Consider the following 19,230-nt stretch of genomic DNA (forward strand, 5'->3'; position numbering starts at 1 on the left):
TTGTGTTTTTCCGGCAAAAGCGGTTTGCTTTCCGATGTACTGCAGTACTGCATATAACAGGGGACGCGAATCGGCGGCGCATGCCGCGGCCTCGGCTCCCAAGTTATCGATGAAAGGAAATCCGGTGGCACAGAAGGTTCAGGTCCTTCTTGTCGACGACCTCGACGGCGGCGAGGCCGACGAGACCGTGACGTTCGCGTTGGACGGCAAGACGTACGAGATCGACCTCACGACTGCCAATGCCGACAAGCTTCGCGGTCTCCTCGACGCCTACGTCAAGGGCGGCCGTCGTACTGGAGGCCGTGCTTCGGGTGGGCGTGGAAAGGCGCGTGTCGCCACTGGCGGCAGCCAGGACACCGCGCAGATCCGTGCTTGGGCGAAGGAGAACGGTCACGACGTCAATGACCGTGGCCGTGTTCCGGCGATCATCCGCGAGGCTTACGAGAAGGCCAACGGCTGAGCGCTCGCGCGCCGCAGTCGGATGCGATGGCACTGCGTCGCCAGCGTGTCCACCAGCCGTACGAGATCGGGGGCGCCTCCGACGCCCCCCAGGGCCGACATGGTCGGCAGCGGGATTTCCGTCCCGCAGCCTGTTTCAGGGGGCCGCAGCCAGACAGCGGCCCCCTGCGGATTTTCACGGCCCGGCAAGTCGCCCGTACCGCCGGGAATTCCGGGCAGTGCGGGAAACCCGGGCGGCAGGGGCGCCTCGATGTGGCCGCCCGCGCCGATCGCCCTCAGGTCCGGTGTGAGCCGGCCCCACTCCAGCCAGTCCAGCAGCCCCGGCAGCTCGTCCGCGCTGCCCGCGGCCACCAGCAGCAGCATCCGGTCCTCGCGCAGGGCCACCGGAGAACCCGGCGCCCGTGTCCGCGCCCGGTGGCGCAGCGCCGCGAAACCCGCCTCCGCCGGCACGTCCAGCACGTCGAAGCGCAGGCCCACGGCCAGTCGTAGCGCAAGCCCCGAGGAACCGGGACCAGGACCGGGCACTGTCGCCCATCCCAGTTCGTTCTCGTACCAGCGCCGGACATCACCGGTGGCACTGGTGGCATCGCTACCGGCGTTACTGGTGAGACCACTGGGGGTGTCGCCCGTATCAAGAGGGCGACGAGGAAGGGGGACCGTGGAGACCATGTCAAAGCCAACCGCCGGAAGAGGCCGCGAGTTACGCTGGGTGTCCTCGCGGGCGCACAGAGTGCCGATTCCTGGGGTGTGCAGAGCAGCTCGGCGGCGCAAGGTTGTTCGCCCGTAGCGGAGGGAACCCGTGCATCCGGCATGGAGTGTCGGTCCGTACGGGTAAGACATCCCTAGTGGGAGGGGGCGACACGCAGAAAAGGGCGTCTCACGTTCGCCATCGGCGTACTGATAGTGAGGGTATCTCCCTGGCCTGCGGGAACATCGTCTCGCACGATCGGGTTGGAGCAAATGTCGGCGTACGGGGTCAGGAGGCTGTGTTGGTTCTCGGTCCGGTGTCGGCAGTTGGAATGAGCGGTCCCCGCTTGCGGGACTAAGCTGCGGAAGGACAGGGAGGGGAGCGTCCCCTTACTGCCTGACCGCTCTGAGGAGCGATTAACGATGTTCGAGAGGTTCACCGACCGCGCGCGGCGGGTTGTCGTCCTGGCTCAGGAAGAAGCCCGGATGCTCAACCACAACTACATCGGCACCGAGCACATCCTCCTGGGCCTGATCCATGAGGGTGAGGGTGTCGCCGCTAAGGCACTGGAGAGCCTCGGGATTTCGCTCGAGGCGGTCCGCCAGCAGGTGGAGGAGATCATCGGGCAGGGCCAGCAGGCTCCGTCCGGGCACATCCCCTTCACCCCCCGTGCCAAGAAGGTCCTGGAGCTTTCGCTCCGCGAGGCCCTTCAGCTGGGCCACAACTACATCGGCACGGAGCACATCCTGCTCGGCCTGATCCGCGAGGGCGAGGGCGTCGCCGCCCAGGTCCTCGTCAAGCTGGGCGCAGATCTCAACCGGGTGCGGCAGCAGGTCATCCAGCTGCTCTCCGGCTACCAGGGCAAGGAGACCGCCGGCGCCAGTGGCGGCCCCGCCGAGGGCACCCCCTCGACGTCCCTGGTCCTCGACCAGTTCGGCCGGAACCTCACCCAGGCCGCTCGCGAATCCAAGCTCGACCCGGTCATCGGGCGCGAGAAGGAGATCGAGCGGGTCATGCAGGTGCTGTCCCGCCGTACGAAGAACAACCCGGTCCTCATCGGTGAGCCCGGCGTCGGCAAGACCGCCGTCGTCGAGGGTCTCGCCCAGGCCATCGTCAAGGGCGAGGTGCCCGAGACCCTCAAGGACAAGCACCTCTACACCCTGGACCTCGGCGCGCTGGTCGCCGGCTCCCGGTACCGCGGTGACTTCGAGGAGCGCCTGAAGAAGGTCCTCAAGGAGATCCGCACCCGCGGCGACATCATCCTGTTCATCGACGAGCTGCACACGCTCGTCGGCGCGGGTGCCGCCGAGGGCGCCATCGACGCAGCCTCCATCCTCAAGCCGATGCTGGCCCGCGGTGAGCTCCAGACCATCGGTGCGACCACGCTCGACGAGTACCGCAAGCACCTCGAGAAGGACGCGGCCCTCGAGCGCCGCTTCCAGCCGATCCAGGTCGCGGAGCCTTCCCTCCCGCACACGATCGAGATCCTCAAGGGCCTGCGCGACCGGTACGAGGCGCACCACCGCGTCTCGATCACCGACGAGGCCCTGGTGCAGGCGGCGACGCTCGCCGACCGGTACATCTCCGACCGGTTCCTGCCCGACAAGGCGATCGACCTCATCGACGAGGCCGGTTCCCGGATGCGCATCCGCCGGATGACCGCTCCGCCGGACCTGCGCGAGTTCGACGAGAAGATCGCCGGCGTGCGCCGGGACAAGGAGTCCGCGATCGACTCGCAGGACTTCGAGAAGGCCGCCTCTCTCCGTGACAAGGAGAAGCAGCTCCTCGCCGCGAAGGCCAAGCGGGAGAAGGAGTGGAAGGCCGGCGACATGGACGTCGTCGCCGAGGTCGACGGCGAGCTGATCGCCGAGGTCCTGGCGACTGCCACCGGCATCCCGGTCTTCAAGCTGACCGAGGAGGAGTCGAGCCGCCTGCTGCGCATGGAGGACGAGCTCCACAAGCGGGTCATCGGCCAGAAGGACGCCGTCAAGGCGCTCTCGAAGGCGATCCGCCGTACGCGTGCCGGTCTGAAGGACCCGAAGCGCCCCGGTGGTTCGTTCATCTTCGCCGGCCCGTCCGGTGTCGGTAAGACCGAGCTGAGCAAGGCCCTGGCCGAGTTCCTCTTCGGTGACGAGGACGCGCTGATCTCCCTCGACATGTCGGAGTTCAGCGAGAAGCACACGGTGTCGCGTCTCTTCGGATCCCCGCCCGGATACGTGGGTTACGAAGAGGGCGGCCAGCTGACCGAGAAGGTCCGCCGCAAGCCGTTCTCCGTCGTCCTCTTCGACGAGGTCGAGAAGGCCCACCCGGACATCTTCAACTCGCTGCTGCAGATCCTGGAGGACGGTCGCCTGACCGACTCCCAGGGCCGGGTCGTGGACTTCAAGAACACGGTCATCATCATGACGACCAACCTCGGCACGCGGGACATCTCGAAGGGCTTCAACCTGGGCTTCGCGGCCTCCGGTGACAAGAAGTCCAACTACGAGCGCATGAAGAACAAGGTCTCGGACGAGCTCAAGCAGCACTTCCGCCCCGAGTTCCTCAACCGCGTCGACGACGTGGTCGTCTTCCCGCAGCTGACGCAGGACGACATCCTCACGATCGTCGACCTGATGGTCGGCAAGGTGGACGAGCGCCTCAAGGACCGGGACATGGGCATCGAGCTCTCCCAGGCCGCCAAGGAACTGCTGGCCAAGAAGGGTTACGACCCCGTCATGGGCGCCCGGCCGCTGCGCCGGACGATCCAGCGCGAGATCGAGGACACGCTCTCCGAGAAGATCCTCTTCGGCGAGCTGCGCCCCGGTCACATCGTGGTCGTCGGCACGGAGGGCGAGGGTGAGACCGCGACCTTCACCTTCCGGGGTGAGGAGAAGTCGGCGCTGCCCGACGTCCCGCCGATCGAGCAGGCGGCCGGCGGTGCCGGCCCGAACCTGAGCAAGGAGGCGTAAGCCTCAGGGCTGCGTCGCCGCGTCAGATGTCGGAGAGGGGCCGGTGCTATTCAGCACCGGCCCCTCTCGCATGTCGTGACGACGACTGATGACGACTGACGACGACCTACGACAGCTGGCCGTCGTAGTCCGGCAGCTTGTACGTCTTCTCCGCGTGGCCGCCCGACAGGTCGGTCGCGCTGTTGCCGATGTTGGCGATGATCGTGTAGCCCTTCGACTCGATGTCGACGCGCTGCGCGGTCTTGTAGTCGGCCACGCTCTTGAAGAGGTCGATCAGATTGCGCGCGTACAGCCCGGTCACGTCGTAGCCGACGTACGTGAGGTTGTACTGCGTCACGGGCTTGATGATGTCCGGACGCGCGGTGACGAAGAAGAGGGCGACGCCGTGGTCCTGGGCGTACTGCGCGACCTTCAGCACGGGTGCGTTGGCAGGCGACGGGTAGCTGAAGCCGAAGTCGGTCTCCAGGGTGGTGTTGTCGATGTCGAAGACGATCGCCGGCTTCTCGCTCTTGGAGGCGGCGGCGATGCGCTGCTTCAGATAGGGCAGGGCCTGGTCCATCACGGTCTGGCAGTCCTGTTGCCAGGTGGCGTAGTCGACGTCCTCGGCGGCGGCTGCCGACACGGACGCCGTGGCCGTGGTGGTCGCGGCCTGGGCGCTGCCGGGGCCGGCCAGTGTCACCGCGGCGACCGCGGCGACCGCGGTCAGGCCGATACGGCGGGTCCAGGGCGTCCAGGAGCCTGTTGAGCCTCTTGTCATCGGGATGGGGGTCCTCTCACGTAGGGCCGTGCGGTGCCAGGGCATGCAGATGTCAGGGGCATGCTTGCTGAGGTGAGTGGCGCTGATGGGAAGGGAACATTACTCACGGGTAGCGGCGAGGTGCCAGTAGTCGGAGCGGGTTTATTCGGCCCGCCGACGGCTCATTGGCGATGCGTCGGCCATGCGTTGGAGGTGCGCTGGAGGTGCGTTGTGCGCGTCACAGTCGTACGTCGGTGGATCTTGCGGGCCGGTGACATGACGCACAGGCGAAATGTCTGTTACTAGGGTGATTAGTGGGTGAGGGTGGAGGTGAGCCGTGGTTTGTGGGGGGTTGTCGCTTCGGTTGCTTTGTCAATAAGTGGGTGAATTTGCGGTCGTCTACGAACTTGTGTCGTAGATCGGCGGTTTGGGGATGGGTGGGGCCCGGGGTTACCAAGGGGTTGCCCATCCGGCGGGAACGCTCGTGCCGGGTGGCTTTTCTGTCCCCGTCCCCATGAGGTCTTGATGTTCCAGCGCGCCACCACCCCGTCCCGCGAATCCCGTACGGCCCGTGTCTCCCGCGTCTCAGTTCTGGCCGCGGGGCTCGGCGCGTCGATCGTCCTGGGGGCGACCGGGGTCGCGGCTGCCGCCGAGAGCGGTGCGACGGGGGCCGTCCAGGTTCAGGCCGCCGCCAAGAAGGCCGCCTCCTGGGTGGACCCGGTCAAGAAGTACACGCTCAGCGCCAGCTTCAACCAGGCCGGCACCATGTGGTCGTCCACCCACTCCGGCCAGGACTTCGCCGTGCCGAGCGGCACCAAGGTCGTCGCCGCGCACGGCGGTACGGTCGTCAAGGCCGGCGGCAACGGCGCCGGTGACGGGTCGGCGTACGGCAACGCCGTCGTCATCAAGCACGGCAACGGGACGTACTCGCAGTACGCCCATCTGTCGCGGATCAACGTGAAGGTCGGCCAGGTCGTGGCCACCGGGCAGCGCATAGCCCTGTCCGGAAACACGGGCAACTCCAGCGGGCCGCACCTGCACTTCGAGATCCGTACGACGGCGAACTACGGGTCCGCCGTCGACCCCGTGGCCTTTCTGCGGGCCAAGGGCGTGACTGTCTGACCTGTCGGGCCTGGCGGGCCTGTCTGGGTGGTGTGTGACCTGCCGGTCCAGGGGGCTGCGGTTACGAGGGGTGTTCCGTGCCCTCGTGCGCCTGTGTCACCAGGCCGATCGCGACCTCCAGGACCGCTTGGCGCTTCTCGTCCGCGTCGCCCGCGAGGTCGTGGAGCACGAACATCCCGGCGTGCAGTGTGAACATCGCGCTGATGCAGCGGACCTGGGCGACCAGGGGGGCGTCCGGGTCGATGATGATCTCCCGCATTCCGAGCATGCGGGTCTTGAACATGTCGCCGATGCTCAGGTCCCGTACCGTCGCCTGGTTCTCCTGCATGAAGCGGAAGAGGGGGGCCGCCTCGGTGAGTGCCTCGTTGTAGCGGCGCAGGATCTCCTGCTTCATGTCGAGGGTGTGCGGCTGCTGCCGACCCCACTCGATCAGGTCCTCGATCGGTTTCGTCAGGTCCTCGAACAGGCTGACGACGATCTCTTCCTTGGTCTTGAAGTGGTAGTAGAGCGCCGCCTTCGTGACGTCGAGGCGCTCGGCGATCTCCCGCAGCGAGGTCTTCTCGTAGCCCTGTTCGGCGAAGAGTTCGAGCGCCACGTCCTGGATGCGCTGGCGGGTGTCCCCGCGTCGGCGCTGCTTGGTGCGGTCCATGCCCGTACTCCTGCTTCCGCTTCTGAACCCTGGGGAGTGCCCTTGGGGTAAAACTTACTTGACGCCCGGCTAGTTAGGGGTCTAGCTTCCCCAGTGTAGTCAACTTGCCGGGCGGCAAGTAAGTAGGAGTACGTGGGGGAGTGGGGCGGACACGATGGCGGACACGCGGGCAGCAGCGGACGAGCAGGGCGAGCGGGACGGACGGATTGAGCAGGTCGAGCAGGGCAAGCAACCGCGGAGTGTGCGGGTGGTGCTGCTCGCGCTCATGATCGCGATGATGCTCGCGATGCTGGACAATATGATCATCGGTACGGCGATGCCGACGATCGTAGGGGAACTGGGCGGGCTCGAACACCTGGCATGGGTCGTGACGGCCTACACGCTCGCCACCGCCGCCTCCACCCCGATCTGGGGCAAGCTCGGCGACATGTACGGGCGCAAGGGCGTCTTCATGAGCTCGATCGTGCTCTTCCTGATCGGGTCGGCGCTCAGCGGTATGGCCCAGGACATGGGACAGCTGATCGGCTTCCGGGCCGTGCAGGGACTCGGTGCCGGTGGTCTGATGGTCGGGGTCATGGCGATCATCGGGGATCTGATTCCGCCGCGTGAGCGCGGCAAGTACCAGGGCATGATGGCCGGCGTGATGGCGCTCGCCATGATCGGCGGACCGCTGGTCGGCGGGGCACTGACGGACCACCTGGGCTGGCGCTGGTCGTTCTACATCAACCTGCCGCTGGGTGTCGTGGCGCTCGCCGCCATCAGCGCTGTGCTGCACCTGCCGAAGAAGCGGGCGAAGACGCGGATCGACTACCCGGGCGTCGCGCTGCTGACCGTCGGCATCACCTCGATCGTGCTCGTCACGACCTGGGGCGGTACGGAGTACGCGTGGGGCTCCGCCATGATCATGGAGCTCATCGGGATCGGCGTCGCCTCGCTCGTCGGGTTCGTGTTCTGGCAGACGAAGGCCGCCGAGCCGATCATTCCGCTGCACATCTTCCGCAGCCGCAACTTCACGCTGATGTCGATCATCGGCTTCATCACCGGGTTCGTGATGTTCGGCGCGGTGCTGTTCCTGCCGCTGTACCAGCAGTCCGTGCAGGGCGCGTCCGCCACCAACTCCGGGCTGCTGCTGCTTCCGATGCTCGCGGCGATGATGGTCGTGTCCATGGTCGCCGGGCGGGTGACGACGAGCAGCGGCAAGTACAAGGTGTTCCCGCTGGTCGGCGGTGTGCTGCTGAGCGTCGGGCTGTACCTGTTCGCGCAGATGGACACGGAGACCTCGCGGCTGACGTCCGGTCTGTACATGGCGGTGGTCGGGGCGGGCCTCGGCTGTCTGATGCAGATCACCATGCTGGTCGCGCAGAACAGCGTCGAGATGAAGGACATGGGCGTCGCGTCCTCCACGACCACCCTGTTCCGTACGCTCGGGTCCTCGTTCGGGGTCGCGATCATGGGTGCGTTGTTCAACAACCGGGTGCAGGACGTGATGAACGAGCGGGCCGGGGCGCTCGGGTCCAAGGTGACCGAGCAGTCGGCTCAGCTGGATGCGGCGAGTCTGGCGAAGTTGCCGGCGGCGGCGCGGGAGGCGTATCAGTACGCGGTGGCTTCGGGGACGCACTCGGCGTTTCTGCTGGGGGCCGTGGTGGCTGTAGTGGTGCTGGTGGCGGCGGTGTTCGTGAAGGAGGTTCCGTTGAAGGGGGCGGAACCGGAGAAGGGTGGGGAGTCGGGGCCGGGGTCGGCGTCGGCGGCTACGTCGGAGTCGGCGGGGAACGGGGCTTCGGCCAAGGGGACTGTGGTTGAGGTGGGCTGACGTCTGACCTGGTGGTCGGGGGACGGTGAGGAGGCGAAGGCCCTCGGGTGGTGTCCGCCCCGGGGGTCTTCGGCTGTGTCTCTTCGCCCCCGCCGCCCCTACCCGTCCCATCCCTCCCCCAGAGGGGGGACCCCCAGACGGGCTGGATGGTGCCTGGGCTGGACAGATGCGGTGAACGGGTGGGCGGGTGGGAAACGCGGCCCGAGCTGGACCGGCCTTGTTTCTCAGATGCCGGAGCAGATAACTCCGCCCCCACTCAACCGCTCTTGCGCGGAAGCATCGGGTGGCTGCCCGTGTTGGTCGGGGCGTGTTCCGGGAGCCACAGGACCGCCACCGCGCCCTCTGCGGGAACGCGGTCGGGGGCACCCGGTGGGCGTATGTTGCGGAACGTGAGGCGGGCGCCCAGGACTCGGGCCTGGCCCGCGGCGATGGTCAGGCCGAGACCGTGACCGTGGCCGGAACGGTCACTGCTCCCCGTACGGAAGCGGCTCGGTCCGTCCGCCAGCAGGTCCTCGGGGAAGCCGGTGCCGTGATCGCGTACGCGGATGACCCGGCCCTCGACCGACACCTCTATGGGCGCCTTGCCGTGCCGTGCCGCGTTGGCCAGCAGATTGAACAGCACGCGCTCAAGCCGCCGCGGATCGGTCGTGACCTCCGATTCGTGCACCACGTGTACGGCGATCTCCGGGTCCTTCGCGAGCACCCGCCGGGCCACGAACTCGCCCAGCATGATGTCCTGCAGCTCGGCCCGCTCCGACGCACCGTCGAGACGGGCCACCTCCAGGACGTCCTCGACCAGCGTGCGCATGGCCTGCGCCCGGTCCAGGACCAACTCCGTCGGGCGCCCGGGAGGCAGGAGTTCGGCGGCCGTCAGCAGACCCGTCACCGGCGTACGCAACTCGTGCGCGATGTCGGCGGTGACCCGCCGTTCCGCCTCCAGCCGCTGCTGCAGTGTGTCCGCCATCGCGTCCACCGCCCGGGCGAGGTCGTCGGTCTCGTCCCGCACGACACCGCCGATGGCGTCCCGCACCCGTACGTCCGTCTCGCCCCTGGCGACCTGGTTCGCGGCAGCCGCCGCCTTGCGCAATCGGCGCGACAACTGGGCGCCGATGAGAACACCGAGCGCGCTGCCGCCGAGGACGACGGCGATCGAGCCGATGATCAGCGCCTGGTCGAGGTCGGCCATGATGTCCGTACTGCGGTCGGTGAACCCGGTGTGCAGCGACATGATGTGCCCGTCCTTGAGCGGTACGGCCGCCCAGATGTCCGGCACCCCGTCCGGCCGGTCGGTCACATAGGTCGCCCGGCGGCCCTGTGCGGCCTTCTCCCGCAGTTCCTCCGGCAGGTTCGGGTCGTCGACCTTGATACCGGGGAAGTTGGGCCGCCCCGACAGGTTGTAATTGCTCTGCCCGATCAGGACGCGTTCGTCCGCGAGGTCGCGCGCGCCGTCCAGCATCGAGACCCGGGCCGCGTTGTGCACGACCAGGCTGAGTGTGACCGCCACGAGCGCGCCGACCAGCGCGATGGCGGCGCTCAGCTTCCACCTGAGCCCGGTACGGATGCCCGCGAACCGGCTGAACGGCATGAGCCGCATGATCCGCATTTCTCTGGAGCGCATGGGTGGCCCGCTCAGGCCTTCAACTTGTAGCCGAAGCCGCGGACCGTCTCGATCCGGTCCTGGCCGATCTTCGTACGCAGCCGCTGCACATGGACGTCGACGACACGGGTGTCACCGCCCCAGCCGTAGTCCCAGACGCGTTCGAGGAGCTTGTCGCGGGACAGGACCGTGCCCGGCGCGGACGAGAACTCCAGCAGCAGGCGCATCTCGGTGGGCGTCAGGGCCACCGTCCGGCCCTCCTTGCGGACCTCCATGCCCTCGGTGTCGATCTCCAGATCCCCGAAGACCAGCACCCCGCCGGTCACGGGCCCGCTGTCCTCCGAGGCCGCCGAGCCCGGGCCGCTCGCGTGACCGAAGCGGCGCAGGACCGCGCGGATCCGGGCCACCAGCACAGCACCGTCGAAGGGCTTCGTGACGTAGTCGTCGGCGCCCGCCTCCAGGCCCAGGACCACGTCGATCGAGTCGGCGCGCGCCGACAGCATGATCACCGGAACGGTGGACTCGTCGCGGATACGGCGGCACAGGCTGACCCCGTCGAGGCCCGGGACCATGACGTCCAGGAGGGCGATGTCGGGGCGGTCGGCGCGGAACGCCTCCAGGCCCGACAGCCCGTCGGGCATGGCGGTGACCGCGAAGCCGTCCCGCTCCAGGGCGAGTTGGGTGGCCTCGCGGATGACGTCGTCGTCCTCGACGAAGAGGACGTGGGTCTGGTCTGCCATCCCGGGTGCTCTCAGTTCTCGTCTCGTGTGTGGCGGCGGTATGGGCTCGGTAGGTGTCGGTCAGTTCGGGGCCGGCGTCGGAGCGTCGCCGTCGACCGCGCCGCTGTACTCGTTGTGCGTGCGGTACTCGAGGGCGAAGCGACCCGCCGTCCAGCGATAGGTGATCACATTCTCGCCGGACGGGCTCGTCACCGGGTCGTCCTTCTTGTAGACCTGCTTGGTGACCACCAGGTCGCCGCGGTCTATCTCCGCATACACCGGGGACTCCTCGGCCCTGAAGACGTTCCGGTACCCGTCCCCCGCCTCGCGGTACACGTAGGAACCGACGCCGACGGCATCGCTGCACGTCATGACGTTGACGACGACGTCGTCGGCGGCTCCGTCGGTCAGGTCCCCGTACGACACGTCGATCGGGTACTCGTCCCCGACGCACGGCTTCAGCGCCTGCTTGACCGAGGTCGCGACCTTCGGGTCGTCCCTGATGAGCTCGACCGCGTCCACGTCGTCCGGAGTGGCGTACGCGGAGGGCATGGGGGTGGAGCTCAGCCTGCCCGTGGCGGCATCGGCGCCGGCCGGGCCCTCGTCACGGGCGCCGGTGCCGCCGGTGGCGCAGGCGGAGACGAAAAGGGTGAGGGCGGCGAGCACGGCCGTCGCCGTGATCACCGCCTGAAAGGCCCGCCGGGCAGGGACGGACAGCCCCGGCCCTACGAGCAGCCCCGGGCCATGCCCAGGAGCGGGACCCCGGCCCACTGGCGGGGACGCGTCCGAATCCGTCGTCCCTGTCCCTGTTCGTGTCCCTGTGCGTGTCCGTGGGACCCCGGGATCGGTCGCCCCTGTGCCTAGGCCGCGCAACGCTCCCGCTCCTCATGCTCCAGCGCGCGTGCGTCCAGATCGCGGGCCTCCAGCTCCTCCCGGAGCCGGGCGAGCGCCCGGTGCAGCGTGCTCTTGACCGTTCCGGCCGACATGCCGAGGGCGGCGGCCGTCTCCTCCGTGGACATCTGCTCCCAGTGTCGCAGCACGACGACGCTCCGCTGCTTGGGTGCGAGAACCTTCATGACGTCCATCAGGAGTGCGCGGTCCGCGTGCTGCTCGGTGGAGTCGTCGACGCTCGCGTCCGGGAGCTGCTCGGTGGGTACCTCTTCGAGCTTGCGTGCCCGCCACCACTCCGTCCGGGTGTTGATCATCACCCGGCGGAGGTAGGCGTCCGCGAGCCGCTTGTCCGCTATGCCGTCCCAGCGGCCGTACGTCCGCACGAGCGCCGTCTGCAGCAGGTCCTGCGCGTCGACGGGGTCCGGGACCAGCCGACGGGCGCTGCGCAACAGCGCGTCCTGCCGTGTGCGGACGTACTCCTCGAATCCGAGCACCTCGCCCTGCTGCGCCATGTCGACCGCCTCCCGCTCCCCGTTTCCGACCTGTCTTCCGGTCGGCTTCACTGCCTTGTGGTCTCTACAGGGATGAAGCTACGGAGCTGTTGTCACGGAGTTGTCCGAGCCAGCCTTCGGGGAGCGCTCGGCTGTCCGTCGGTTGTGTAACGGAAATGGGGAAGGGGTAGGGCGGTGGGGTAATTGGCGGGGTTATGAGGTGATTTGGCGGTCTGGTGGGTGTGTTGCGGAAGCATGTTGGGGCGTTACGGAAGTCCGGGCATGTGTTTTGGCTGTGGGCGTCCCCGGCCGTCTGTCTCAGCTGTGCGGCAGGCGGTACAGCCCGCCCGGCAGGGGCTCGACCAGACCGTCGGAGACCAGGCCGTCGAGGGCCCGGGCGCGCTGGACCGGCTCGTGCCACACACCGTCGAGCGCGGCCTGCGGTACGGGGGTGTGCGCTTCGCGGAGTACGGCGAGCAGCTTGCCGCGTACCTGACGGTCCGTGCCCGCGTACGTCTGGCCCCGGCGCGCCGGGCCCTCGTGGTCGGGCTTCCCGGCGAGCCGCCACGCGCACCGGGCGGCGATCGGACAGCGATGGCAGGTCTCGTTCCGGGCCGTGCAGACGAGCGCGCCGAGTTCCATGGAGGCCGCGGCCCAGCGGGCGGCTGTGGGCTCGTCGTCCGGCAACAGGGCGCGGGCGAGCTTGCGTTCGGCGGCGGTGGTGGCGTTCGGGGGGTACTGGACGCCGGTGACGGCGCGGGCGAAGACCCGGCGGACGTTCGTGTCCAGTACGGCGTGCCGCTGGCCGTAGGCGAAGGAGGCGACGGCCGCGGCGGTGTACTCGCCGATGCCGGGCAGGGCGAGCAGCTGGGCGTGCTCGGTGGGTACGTCGCCACCGTGGCGTTCCGTTATGGCGACGGCGGCGCCGTGCAGGCGCAGGGCGCGGCGCGGGTAGCCGAGCCGGCCCCAGGCGCGGACGGCCTCGCCCGAGGGGGCGGCGGCGAGGTCGGCGGGGCGGGGCCATTGGGCGAGCCACTGCTCGTAGACGGGCAGTACGCGGCTGACCGGTGTCTGCTGCAGCATGAACTCGCTGACCATCACCCCCCAGGGACCGGCGTCCGGGCGCCGCCAGGGGAGGTCGCGGGCGTGGTCGTCGAACCAGTCGATGACGGGGGAGTGCAGGGGGGTGCCGTCGGCGATGGGGGAGGCTAGGGGTGTCGGGTCGGCGTCGCGGTGCGGGGGTTTCGTGGGCGCAGTCATGGCGGTTCCGATCCTGCCATGTGGGGGTGCGGGGGTGTGCGACGCGGTGCGGTACGACCCGGTTGTTTCTTCGCCCCCGCCGCGCCTGCCCGTCCCGTCCCGGGCCGGAGATGCGGGCCGGGAAGCGCGACCCGCCCCGAACTGCTCCCCGCCCGAAAGGAGTTCACCCACGTCACCAACCCCCTTCGCCGGGATGATGATCCGGAAAAGTTGGTGCCTGGGCGGCGGGTGGGGCGAGTGAACTGTCCGATCTCTCGTACAGTTTGCGCCGTGGGATCTATGCGCAATCCGGTCGGGCCGCTTCCCTCCTCCATCTACTGGCGACGGAGGGCCGTTCTGCTGTCTTTGCTCGCCCTGCTGGCGTTGCTGGGCATCTGGATCGTCGCCTCCGGCGGCGGAGGCGGCAACAACGGCACGGACGGCGCCAACGGCAAGGATCCCGAGCAGACGATCACCCCGGGACCGTCCGGTTCGGGGCCCGCGATCAGCCAAGCCCCGGGCGGACGCGACGAGTCGGGCAGCTCGGACACCGGCGGCTCGGACTCCGGTTCCGGCTCGGCGGGCTCCGGGAGTTCCGGGAGCTCCGGGGGTTCAGAGGACTCCGGCGGTTCGAGCGGTTCGGCCGGCTCCGGCGGCGACAGCGGTTCCGCCGGGACGGGTGGCGGTTCCGCCGGCACGGACGACGGCGTCAACGGCAGCGTAGGCAGCGGCGATACGCTCCCGGTCGGTTCCACCCTGCCCAACTGCACCGCCGGCGTCGTCCAGTTGAGCCTGCGCAGTGTCCAGAACACCTACGCGCCCGACGAGACGCCCACCTTCCAGCTGGTTGCCAGGAACTCCTCCGCCAACGACTGCAAGATCGACCTCGGCCCGAAGGCGGCGGTCGTGACGATCACGCAGGCGAGCAGCGACGACGACATCTGGGCCTCGGACGACTGCCCCAAGGACGCGGCAGGTCTGCTGTTCCGTGTCTCGGCCGGCGGCAGCATCACGTACACCTTCGAGTGGGACCGCAAGGCGAGCGCCCCGGAGTGCGCCACCCCGAAGGCGGGGTCGGCGACGGCCGACACCTACCTCGTGGAGGCGCAGGCCCAGGGCTTCCCGAAGGCCCAGATCTCTTTCGTGCTGGACAAGGACTGAGAGGGGCCGTGTAAGCACGGCCCCTCGGTCCCACCTCCGCGTACCGACCTGGTGCCGACCTACACGTACCGCTCCAGAATCGACGACTCCGCCAGCCGCGACAGTCCCTCCCGGACACTGCGCGCCCTCGTCTCGCCGACCCCGTCCACCGTCTGGAGCTCGTCGACGCTCGCCGCCAGCAGCTTCTGCAGGCTGCCGAAGTGTTCCACCAGGCGGTCGATGATCGCGCCGGGCAGGCGCGGCACCTTCGCCAGGAGGCGGAAGCCGCGGGGGGAGACCGCAGAGTCGAGGGCCTCGGGTGAGCCCGTGTAGCCGAGGGCCTTGGCCACCGTGGAGAGTTCGAGCAGTTCGGCGTGGCTGAGCGCGTCGAGTTCGCCGAGCGCCTCGTCGACCGTGCGGGAGCGTTTGGCGGTCGGCTCGGGGACGTAGTCCCGGACCACCAGCTCGCGCTCCGGCTCCACGCCCGCGATCAACTCCTCCAGCTGAAGGGTCAGAAGCCGCCCGTCGGTGCCCAACTCGAGCACGTAACCGGCGATTTCCGTCGCGATGAGGCGGACCATCTCCAGGCGCTGCACCACCGCGGAGACGTCCCGGACCGTCACCAGGTCCTCGATCTCCAGCGCGGACAGCGTGCCCGCGACCTCGTCGAGGCGGAGCTTGTAGCGCTCCAGGGTCGCCAGGGCCTGGTTCGCGCGGGACAGGATCGCGGCCGAGTCCTCCAGGACCCGGCGCTGACCGTCCACGTACAGCGCGATGAGTCTCATGGACTGGGAGACCGAGATGACCGAGTAGGCCACCTGCTTCGACACACGGTCGGCGGTGCGGTGCCGGGTGCCTGTCTCCTCGGTGGGGATGTTCGGGTCGGGGACCAGCTGGACGCCGGCCCGCAGGATCTTGGACAGGTCCGACGAGACCACGATGCCGCCGTCGAGCTTGCACAGCTCGCGCAGCCGCGTCGCCGAGAACTCGACGTCCAGGACGAAACCGCCCGTGCACATCGCCTCGACTGTCTTGTCGGAGCCGAGCACGATGAGTCCGCCGGTGTTGCCGCGGAGAATCCGTTCAAGCCCGTCGCGCAGCGCCGTGCCGGGTGCCACGGCGCTCAGTGAGGCGCGCATCAGGCCATCGGCACCGGAGCTCCCGCCGTACTTTCCTGGAGCTGCTGCCCGGTCGTTGGCTGCCACTGCACTCCTCCGGTCGCAGGTACTGGGCCGCTCCCGCTTCGCACACGTTGTTCGTACGGACGGGCGAGACCTGGGCAAAGTCTACCGGCGGTCCTCGTCGTCCCGTGGGGCGTCTCGCCTACGCGACCTCGGAAGCACCCGGAGCGCGTCCCCCATGTCGGCGACTTCGATGACCTTCATACCGGCGGGGACCTTGCCGGGGTCCGACGGAACGAGGGCGTGGGTGAAGCCCAGACGGTGCGCTTCGGACAGTCGGCGCTGGACCCCCGTCACCCGTCTGACCTCGCCCGCGAGGCCCACTTCGCCGATCGCGACCAGGTTCTTGGGCAGCGGGGTGTCGCTCGCGGCGGAGGCCAGCGCGAGGGCGATCGCGAGGTCCGCGGCCGGCTCGGAGAGCTTCACCCCGCCGACCGTGGCCGAATAGATGTCCCGCTTTCCGAGTGCGCTGATCCTGCCCCGTTGTTCGAGAACCGCGAGCATCATCGAGACCCGGGACGTCTCCAGGCCCGATGTCGTCCGCCTGGGGGAGGGGATCTGCGAGTCGACGGTGAGCGCCTGGACCTCGACGACGAGCGGGCGGCGGCCCTCCAGGGTGACGGTCAGGCAGGTGCCGGGCACCGGCTCGGCGCGCCGGGTCAGGAACAGGCCGCTCGGGTCGGCGAGGCCCGTGATGCCCTCGTCGTGCAGTTCGAAGCAGCCGACCTCGTCCGTCGTGCCGTAGCGGTTCTTGACGCCCCGGACGAGGCGGAGGCGGGCGTGCCGGTCGCCCTCGAAGGACAGGACCACGTCCACCAGGTGTTCCAGGAGACGCGGGCCGGCGATCGCGCCGTCCTTGGTGACGTGGCCCACCAGGAGCGTCGACATACCGCGCTCCTTGGACGCGCGGATCAGCGCCCCGGCGACCTCGCGGACCTGCGCCATGCCGCCCGCCGCGCCGTCGATCTCCGGCGAGGCCACCGTCTGGACGGAGTCGAGGATCAGGAGGGACGGTTTCACGGCCTCCAGGTGGCCCAGCACCGCCGAGAGGTCGGTCTCAGCGGCCAGATACAGGTGGTCGTCGATCGCCTTGATGCGGTCGGCGCGCAGCCGGACCTGGCTCGCGGACTCCTCACCGGTGATGTAGAGCGTGCGGTGCTCGTCGCTCGCCGACTTCGCCGCGACGTCCAGGAGGAGCGTCGACTTGCCGACGCCCGGCTCACCGGCCACGAGAACCACGGCACCGGGGACCAGCCCGCCGCCGAGTACACGGTCCAGTTCGGGCACGCCGGTGCTGCGTGCGGTGGCCTGGCGGACGTCGACCTGGCCGATGGGGACCGCGGAGGTGGTGACGCGGCCCGGTGCCGTCGTACGGACCGCGGGCGCGCCGTACTCCTCGACCGTGCCCCACGCCTGGCACTCGGAGCAACGGCCGAGCCACTTGGCCGTCTGCCAGCCGCACTCGGTGCAGCGGTAGGACGGACGGTCCTTAGCGGTCTTCGTACGAACAGCCATGGGACGAACCGTAACCGGGAGCACCGACACCACCGTCGCCGACGGGTGCCGGAAGCCGCGCCCTCGGCGGTAATCGGCCACGTCAGGGCGGGAACAGGCCACGGAATCCGGGGTTGCTGTCCCCTATTGAGGGATCGTTTCACCCGTACGGATTAAAAGTGCTCAAGGTGGGAGGGGGGCCCGTCGTAAGGCGCCTACGGTCGCACGGGTGATGAGCAGTAGTCCGGACACCCCGACCCGCAGCACCGGCACACACCGGGCGCACCGTGAGGCGCGCGACCGGGCGGCGGCACGCACGCTGGTCCAGCGCCCGCCCGCGCGCTACGAGCCGTATCTGGACGGCCTGTTCACCTACTGTCTGTCCGTCCTGTGCGACCACGACACGGCCACCGCCGCCCTCGGCGACGTCCTCGCGCTCGCCGAGCGCCGCAGCCCGCGCGGCCCGGAGTCCGCCGGTGACCGCAGAGCCTGGCTGTACGCGCTGGCCCGCTGGGCCTGTCTGCGCAAGCTGGCCGAGGCCAAGCAGAAACGTCAGAGCACGCACGCGGCAGGCCGACGCGGTAAGCGGCAGGCGTCCGCGGTCCCCGCGCCCCAGGCCGCCCCGGACTCCGCCGCCTCTGCTGCCTCCGCCTCCTCTTCCGGGGGCTGCGTCTCCGAGGAGGCCCAGGAAGCGCACCGCCGTGAACTGGCCCAGCTCGCCTGGCCGGAGGCCGCCGGAACCACCCCCGAGCAGCGCGAGGCACTCGAACTCGCCGTGCGTCACAAGCTCGACGCCCACGAGGTCGCCGCCGTACTGGGCCTGGACGCCGCCGCCGCCGGAGACCTGCTCGCCTCCGCCGCCTGCGAGGTCGAACGCACCCGCGCGGCCCTCGCCGTCGTCGAGACCGGCGCCTGTCCGAGCGTCTCCCGCCTCACCGGCGACCACCAGCTGGTGCTCAGCACGGCACTGCGCCGTGAACTGGTCCGTCACGTCGACGACTGCCCGCGGTGCCGCCGTACCGCCGAGCGGGCCGTCCCCGGCTCCTGGCCCGGCACCAGCGTCACGCCCGCCGAACTGCCCGTCCTGGAGGCGCCCCGCGCTGCCCTGCACGTCGCCATGGCACACCTCCCGCGCGCGCGGGGTACCGCCGCCCCGCGCTTCGACCGGCGCGGCTTCCCGATGGACCCCAAGGACCGCGCCGCCCGAAGGGACCGGCTACGCGCGCGTGCCGTCACCACCACGGTCGTCGCCACCGTGGTCGCCGCCCCCGTGCTCGCCCTGTGGGCGGCCTACCGCGGGGCGCCGGTGACCGGCGAGGGCGGCCCGGGGGACCGGTCGGCCACCGCGAGCGAGGCGCAGCGCCACGACATCCTCGACGGCGAGGCCGCGGGCGGCGGCTACGAGAACGCGGGCAACGCCGGCAACGCGGGCACCGGCGCCGACAGGGGCCTCGTCAGGAAGGACCACGGCTCACCCGACGTCTCCGTAGAGGTCGTCAGCGCGGTCCCCGGCGCGAAGGAGAGCCCGGGCCACCTCACTGTGGAGGCGTCCAGCGACGGCGACACCACGCTCATCACCCTCACCGCGTCCGGGCACACCCCGGTGCGCTGGACGGCGTCCACCGGGGCGTCCTGGCTGTATCCGAGCCGGTCCTCGGGAACGCTGCGGCCCGGCGAGTCGTTCACGATCAAGGTGTACGTCGACCCTCTGCGCGAGCCGTCCGGTCACTGGAGCGCGCGGGTGTCGATCGCACCGGCGTCCGCCGTCGTCTCCATCGAGGGGTACGGCACCGCGCCCACACCCCCGGACCCGACCCCGGTGAACCCCCCGGCCCCCGGCCCGCCCCGCCCGAGCACCCCGCCCCCGGATCCGGACCCGACGACCTCCGCGCCCGCGACCCCGCCCCCCAGCGATCCGCCACCGTCCTCGTCACCGGACCCGGAGCCCACCCCGACCCCCACCCCGACGGCCTCGGTGACCTCGACCCCCGCAGACCCCGGAGGCTCGTCGCCGCCCGCCGACAGCGGCTCCCCGAGCCCCGTGGCAACGCCCTGAGCCGCTC

Annotated in this window: 16 protein-coding genes; 6 read left to right on the forward strand and 10 right to left on the reverse strand. The window is 69.6% G+C overall.

Annotated features, from left to right (window positions below; translation table 11 throughout):
* Nucleotides 1–124 precede the first annotated feature (124 nt).
* Nucleotides 125–460 (forward strand): Lsr2 family protein, encoded by a 336-nt coding sequence (locus G3I71_RS37270; protein ID WP_164321959.1) that lies wholly within the window; start codon nucleotides 125–127, stop codon nucleotides 458–460.
* Here G3I71_RS37270 and G3I71_RS37275 read toward each other — a convergent pair.
* Nucleotides 439–1,128, reverse strand: a complete 690-nt coding sequence (locus G3I71_RS37275) for an SCO3374 family protein (protein ID WP_164321961.1) — start codon at nucleotides 1,126–1,128, stop codon at nucleotides 439–441. The genes G3I71_RS37270 and G3I71_RS37275 overlap by 22 nt on opposite strands.
* A 441-nt stretch (nucleotides 1,129–1,569) precedes the next feature.
* Here G3I71_RS37275 and G3I71_RS37280 point away from each other — a divergent pair, with 441 nt between their 5' ends.
* Complete coding sequence (locus tag G3I71_RS37280; protein WP_164321963.1) at nucleotides 1,570–4,098, forward strand: ATP-dependent Clp protease ATP-binding subunit; 2,529 nt, start codon at nucleotides 1,570–1,572, stop codon at nucleotides 4,096–4,098.
* A 106-nt stretch (nucleotides 4,099–4,204) separates the two neighbouring features.
* Here G3I71_RS37280 and G3I71_RS37285 read toward each other — a convergent pair whose 3' ends face one another.
* Nucleotides 4,205–4,855, reverse strand: a complete 651-nt coding sequence (locus G3I71_RS37285) for an HAD family acid phosphatase (RefSeq protein ID WP_164321965.1) — start codon at nucleotides 4,853–4,855, stop codon at nucleotides 4,205–4,207.
* Between the two features lie 504 nt (nucleotides 4,856–5,359).
* Between G3I71_RS37285 and G3I71_RS37290 the strand changes: the two genes are divergently transcribed.
* Entirely contained in the window at nucleotides 5,360–5,956 is a 597-nt protein-coding gene (locus G3I71_RS37290; protein WP_164321967.1) for a M23 family metallopeptidase, read from the forward strand.
* A 61-nt stretch (nucleotides 5,957–6,017) separates the two neighbouring features.
* Here G3I71_RS37290 and G3I71_RS37295 read toward each other — a convergent pair whose 3' ends face one another.
* Complete coding sequence (locus G3I71_RS37295) at nucleotides 6,018–6,605, reverse strand: TetR/AcrR family transcriptional regulator (protein WP_164321969.1); 588 nt, start codon at nucleotides 6,603–6,605, stop codon at nucleotides 6,018–6,020.
* A 154-nt stretch (nucleotides 6,606–6,759) separates the two neighbouring features.
* On the opposite strand from G3I71_RS37295, the gene G3I71_RS37300 reads away from it, so the two are divergent.
* The gene (locus G3I71_RS37300) at nucleotides 6,760–8,415 is read left to right on the forward strand and encodes an MDR family MFS transporter (protein WP_203732370.1); all 1,656 of its coding nucleotides are present in this window, start codon (nucleotides 6,760–6,762) and stop codon (nucleotides 8,413–8,415) included.
* Nucleotides 8,416–8,671: 256 nt separating this feature from the next.
* Here the strand turns inward: G3I71_RS37300 and cseC are convergent, their stop codons facing one another.
* The 5 genes from cseC to G3I71_RS37325 all read right to left on the reverse strand — a co-directional run bounded on the left by cseC (nucleotide 8,672) and on the right by G3I71_RS37325 (nucleotide 13,373).
* Nucleotides 8,672–10,033: a two-component system sensor histidine kinase CseC gene (cseC, locus tag G3I71_RS37305; RefSeq protein ID WP_239149570.1), complete on the reverse strand. Its 1,362-nt coding sequence runs from the start codon at nucleotides 10,031–10,033 to the stop codon at nucleotides 8,672–8,674.
* 11 nt (nucleotides 10,034–10,044) lie between these two features.
* Nucleotides 10,045–10,752: a two-component system response regulator CseB gene (gene cseB, locus G3I71_RS37310; RefSeq protein WP_164321971.1), complete on the reverse strand. Its 708-nt coding sequence runs from the start codon at nucleotides 10,750–10,752 to the stop codon at nucleotides 10,045–10,047.
* Between the two features lie 60 nt (nucleotides 10,753–10,812).
* Nucleotides 10,813–11,466 (reverse strand): hypothetical protein, encoded by a 654-nt coding sequence (locus G3I71_RS37315; RefSeq protein WP_164322026.1) that lies wholly within the window; start codon nucleotides 11,464–11,466, stop codon nucleotides 10,813–10,815.
* A gap of 125 nt (nucleotides 11,467–11,591) precedes the next feature.
* A complete protein-coding gene (locus G3I71_RS37320) occupies nucleotides 11,592–12,134 on the reverse strand; it encodes a SigE family RNA polymerase sigma factor (RefSeq protein ID WP_164321973.1) in 543 nt (180 codons plus the stop codon).
* A gap of 297 nt (nucleotides 12,135–12,431) precedes the next feature.
* Entirely contained in the window at nucleotides 12,432–13,373 is a 942-nt protein-coding gene (locus G3I71_RS37325) for an A/G-specific adenine glycosylase (RefSeq protein WP_164321975.1), read from the reverse strand.
* 270 nt (nucleotides 13,374–13,643) lie between these two features.
* Between G3I71_RS37325 and G3I71_RS37330 the strand changes: the two genes are divergently transcribed.
* The gene (locus tag G3I71_RS37330) at nucleotides 13,644–14,513 is read left to right on the forward strand and encodes a hypothetical protein (RefSeq protein WP_164321977.1); all 870 of its coding nucleotides are present in this window, start codon (nucleotides 13,644–13,646) and stop codon (nucleotides 14,511–14,513) included.
* Between the two features lie 59 nt (nucleotides 14,514–14,572).
* On the opposite strand, the gene disA is transcribed toward G3I71_RS37330, so the two are convergent.
* Complete coding sequence (gene disA / locus G3I71_RS37335; RefSeq protein WP_164321979.1) at nucleotides 14,573–15,697, reverse strand: DNA integrity scanning diadenylate cyclase DisA; 1,125 nt, start codon at nucleotides 15,695–15,697, stop codon at nucleotides 14,573–14,575.
* An 81-nt stretch (nucleotides 15,698–15,778) separates the two neighbouring features.
* Nucleotides 15,779–17,188, reverse strand: coding sequence for a DNA repair protein RadA (radA, locus tag G3I71_RS37340; RefSeq protein ID WP_164321982.1), 1,410 nt, complete (start codon nucleotides 17,186–17,188; stop codon nucleotides 15,779–15,781).
* A gap of 208 nt (nucleotides 17,189–17,396) precedes the next feature.
* On the opposite strand from radA, the gene G3I71_RS37345 reads away from it, so the two are divergent.
* Complete coding sequence (locus G3I71_RS37345; RefSeq protein ID WP_164321984.1) at nucleotides 17,397–19,223, forward strand: BACON domain-containing protein; 1,827 nt, start codon at nucleotides 17,397–17,399, stop codon at nucleotides 19,221–19,223.
* Nucleotides 19,224–19,230: the final 7 nt, after the last annotated feature.

Origin of the sequence: Streptomyces sp. SID12501 (genome assembly GCF_010550245.1) — a bacterium.
GTDB lineage: Bacteria > Actinomycetota > Actinomycetes > Streptomycetales > Streptomycetaceae > Streptomyces.

What these genes read in the sequence shown, in the direction of transcription:
- G3I71_RS37275 (WP_164321961.1), bottom strand. Translation starts at nt 1,128, where the DNA reads ATGGTCTCCACGGTCCCCCTTCCTCGTCGCCCTCTTGATACGGGCGAC.
- G3I71_RS37280 (WP_164321963.1), top strand. Translation starts at nt 1,570, where the DNA reads ATGTTCGAGAGGTTCACCGACCGCGCGCGGCGGGTTGTCGTCCTGGCT.
- G3I71_RS37285 (WP_164321965.1), bottom strand. Translation starts at nt 4,855, where the DNA reads ATGACAAGAGGCTCAACAGGCTCCTGGACGCCCTGGACCCGCCGTATC.
- G3I71_RS37290 (WP_164321967.1), top strand. Translation starts at nt 5,360, where the DNA reads ATGTTCCAGCGCGCCACCACCCCGTCCCGCGAATCCCGTACGGCCCGT.
- G3I71_RS37295 (WP_164321969.1), bottom strand. Translation starts at nt 6,605, where the DNA reads ATGGACCGCACCAAGCAGCGCCGACGCGGGGACACCCGCCAGCGCATC.
- G3I71_RS37300 (WP_203732370.1), top strand. Translation starts at nt 6,760, where the DNA reads ATGGCGGACACGCGGGCAGCAGCGGACGAGCAGGGCGAGCGGGACGGA.
- cseC (WP_239149570.1), bottom strand. Translation starts at nt 10,033, where the DNA reads ATGCGCTCCAGAGAAATGCGGATCATGCGGCTCATGCCGTTCAGCCGG.
- cseB (WP_164321971.1), bottom strand. Translation starts at nt 10,752, where the DNA reads ATGGCAGACCAGACCCACGTCCTCTTCGTCGAGGACGACGACGTCATC.
- G3I71_RS37320 (WP_164321973.1), bottom strand. Translation starts at nt 12,134, where the DNA reads ATGGCGCAGCAGGGCGAGGTGCTCGGATTCGAGGAGTACGTCCGCACA.
- G3I71_RS37325 (WP_164321975.1), bottom strand. Translation starts at nt 13,373, where the DNA reads ATGACTGCGCCCACGAAACCCCCGCACCGCGACGCCGACCCGACACCC.
- radA (WP_164321982.1), bottom strand. Translation starts at nt 17,188, where the DNA reads ATGGCTGTTCGTACGAAGACCGCTAAGGACCGTCCGTCCTACCGCTGC.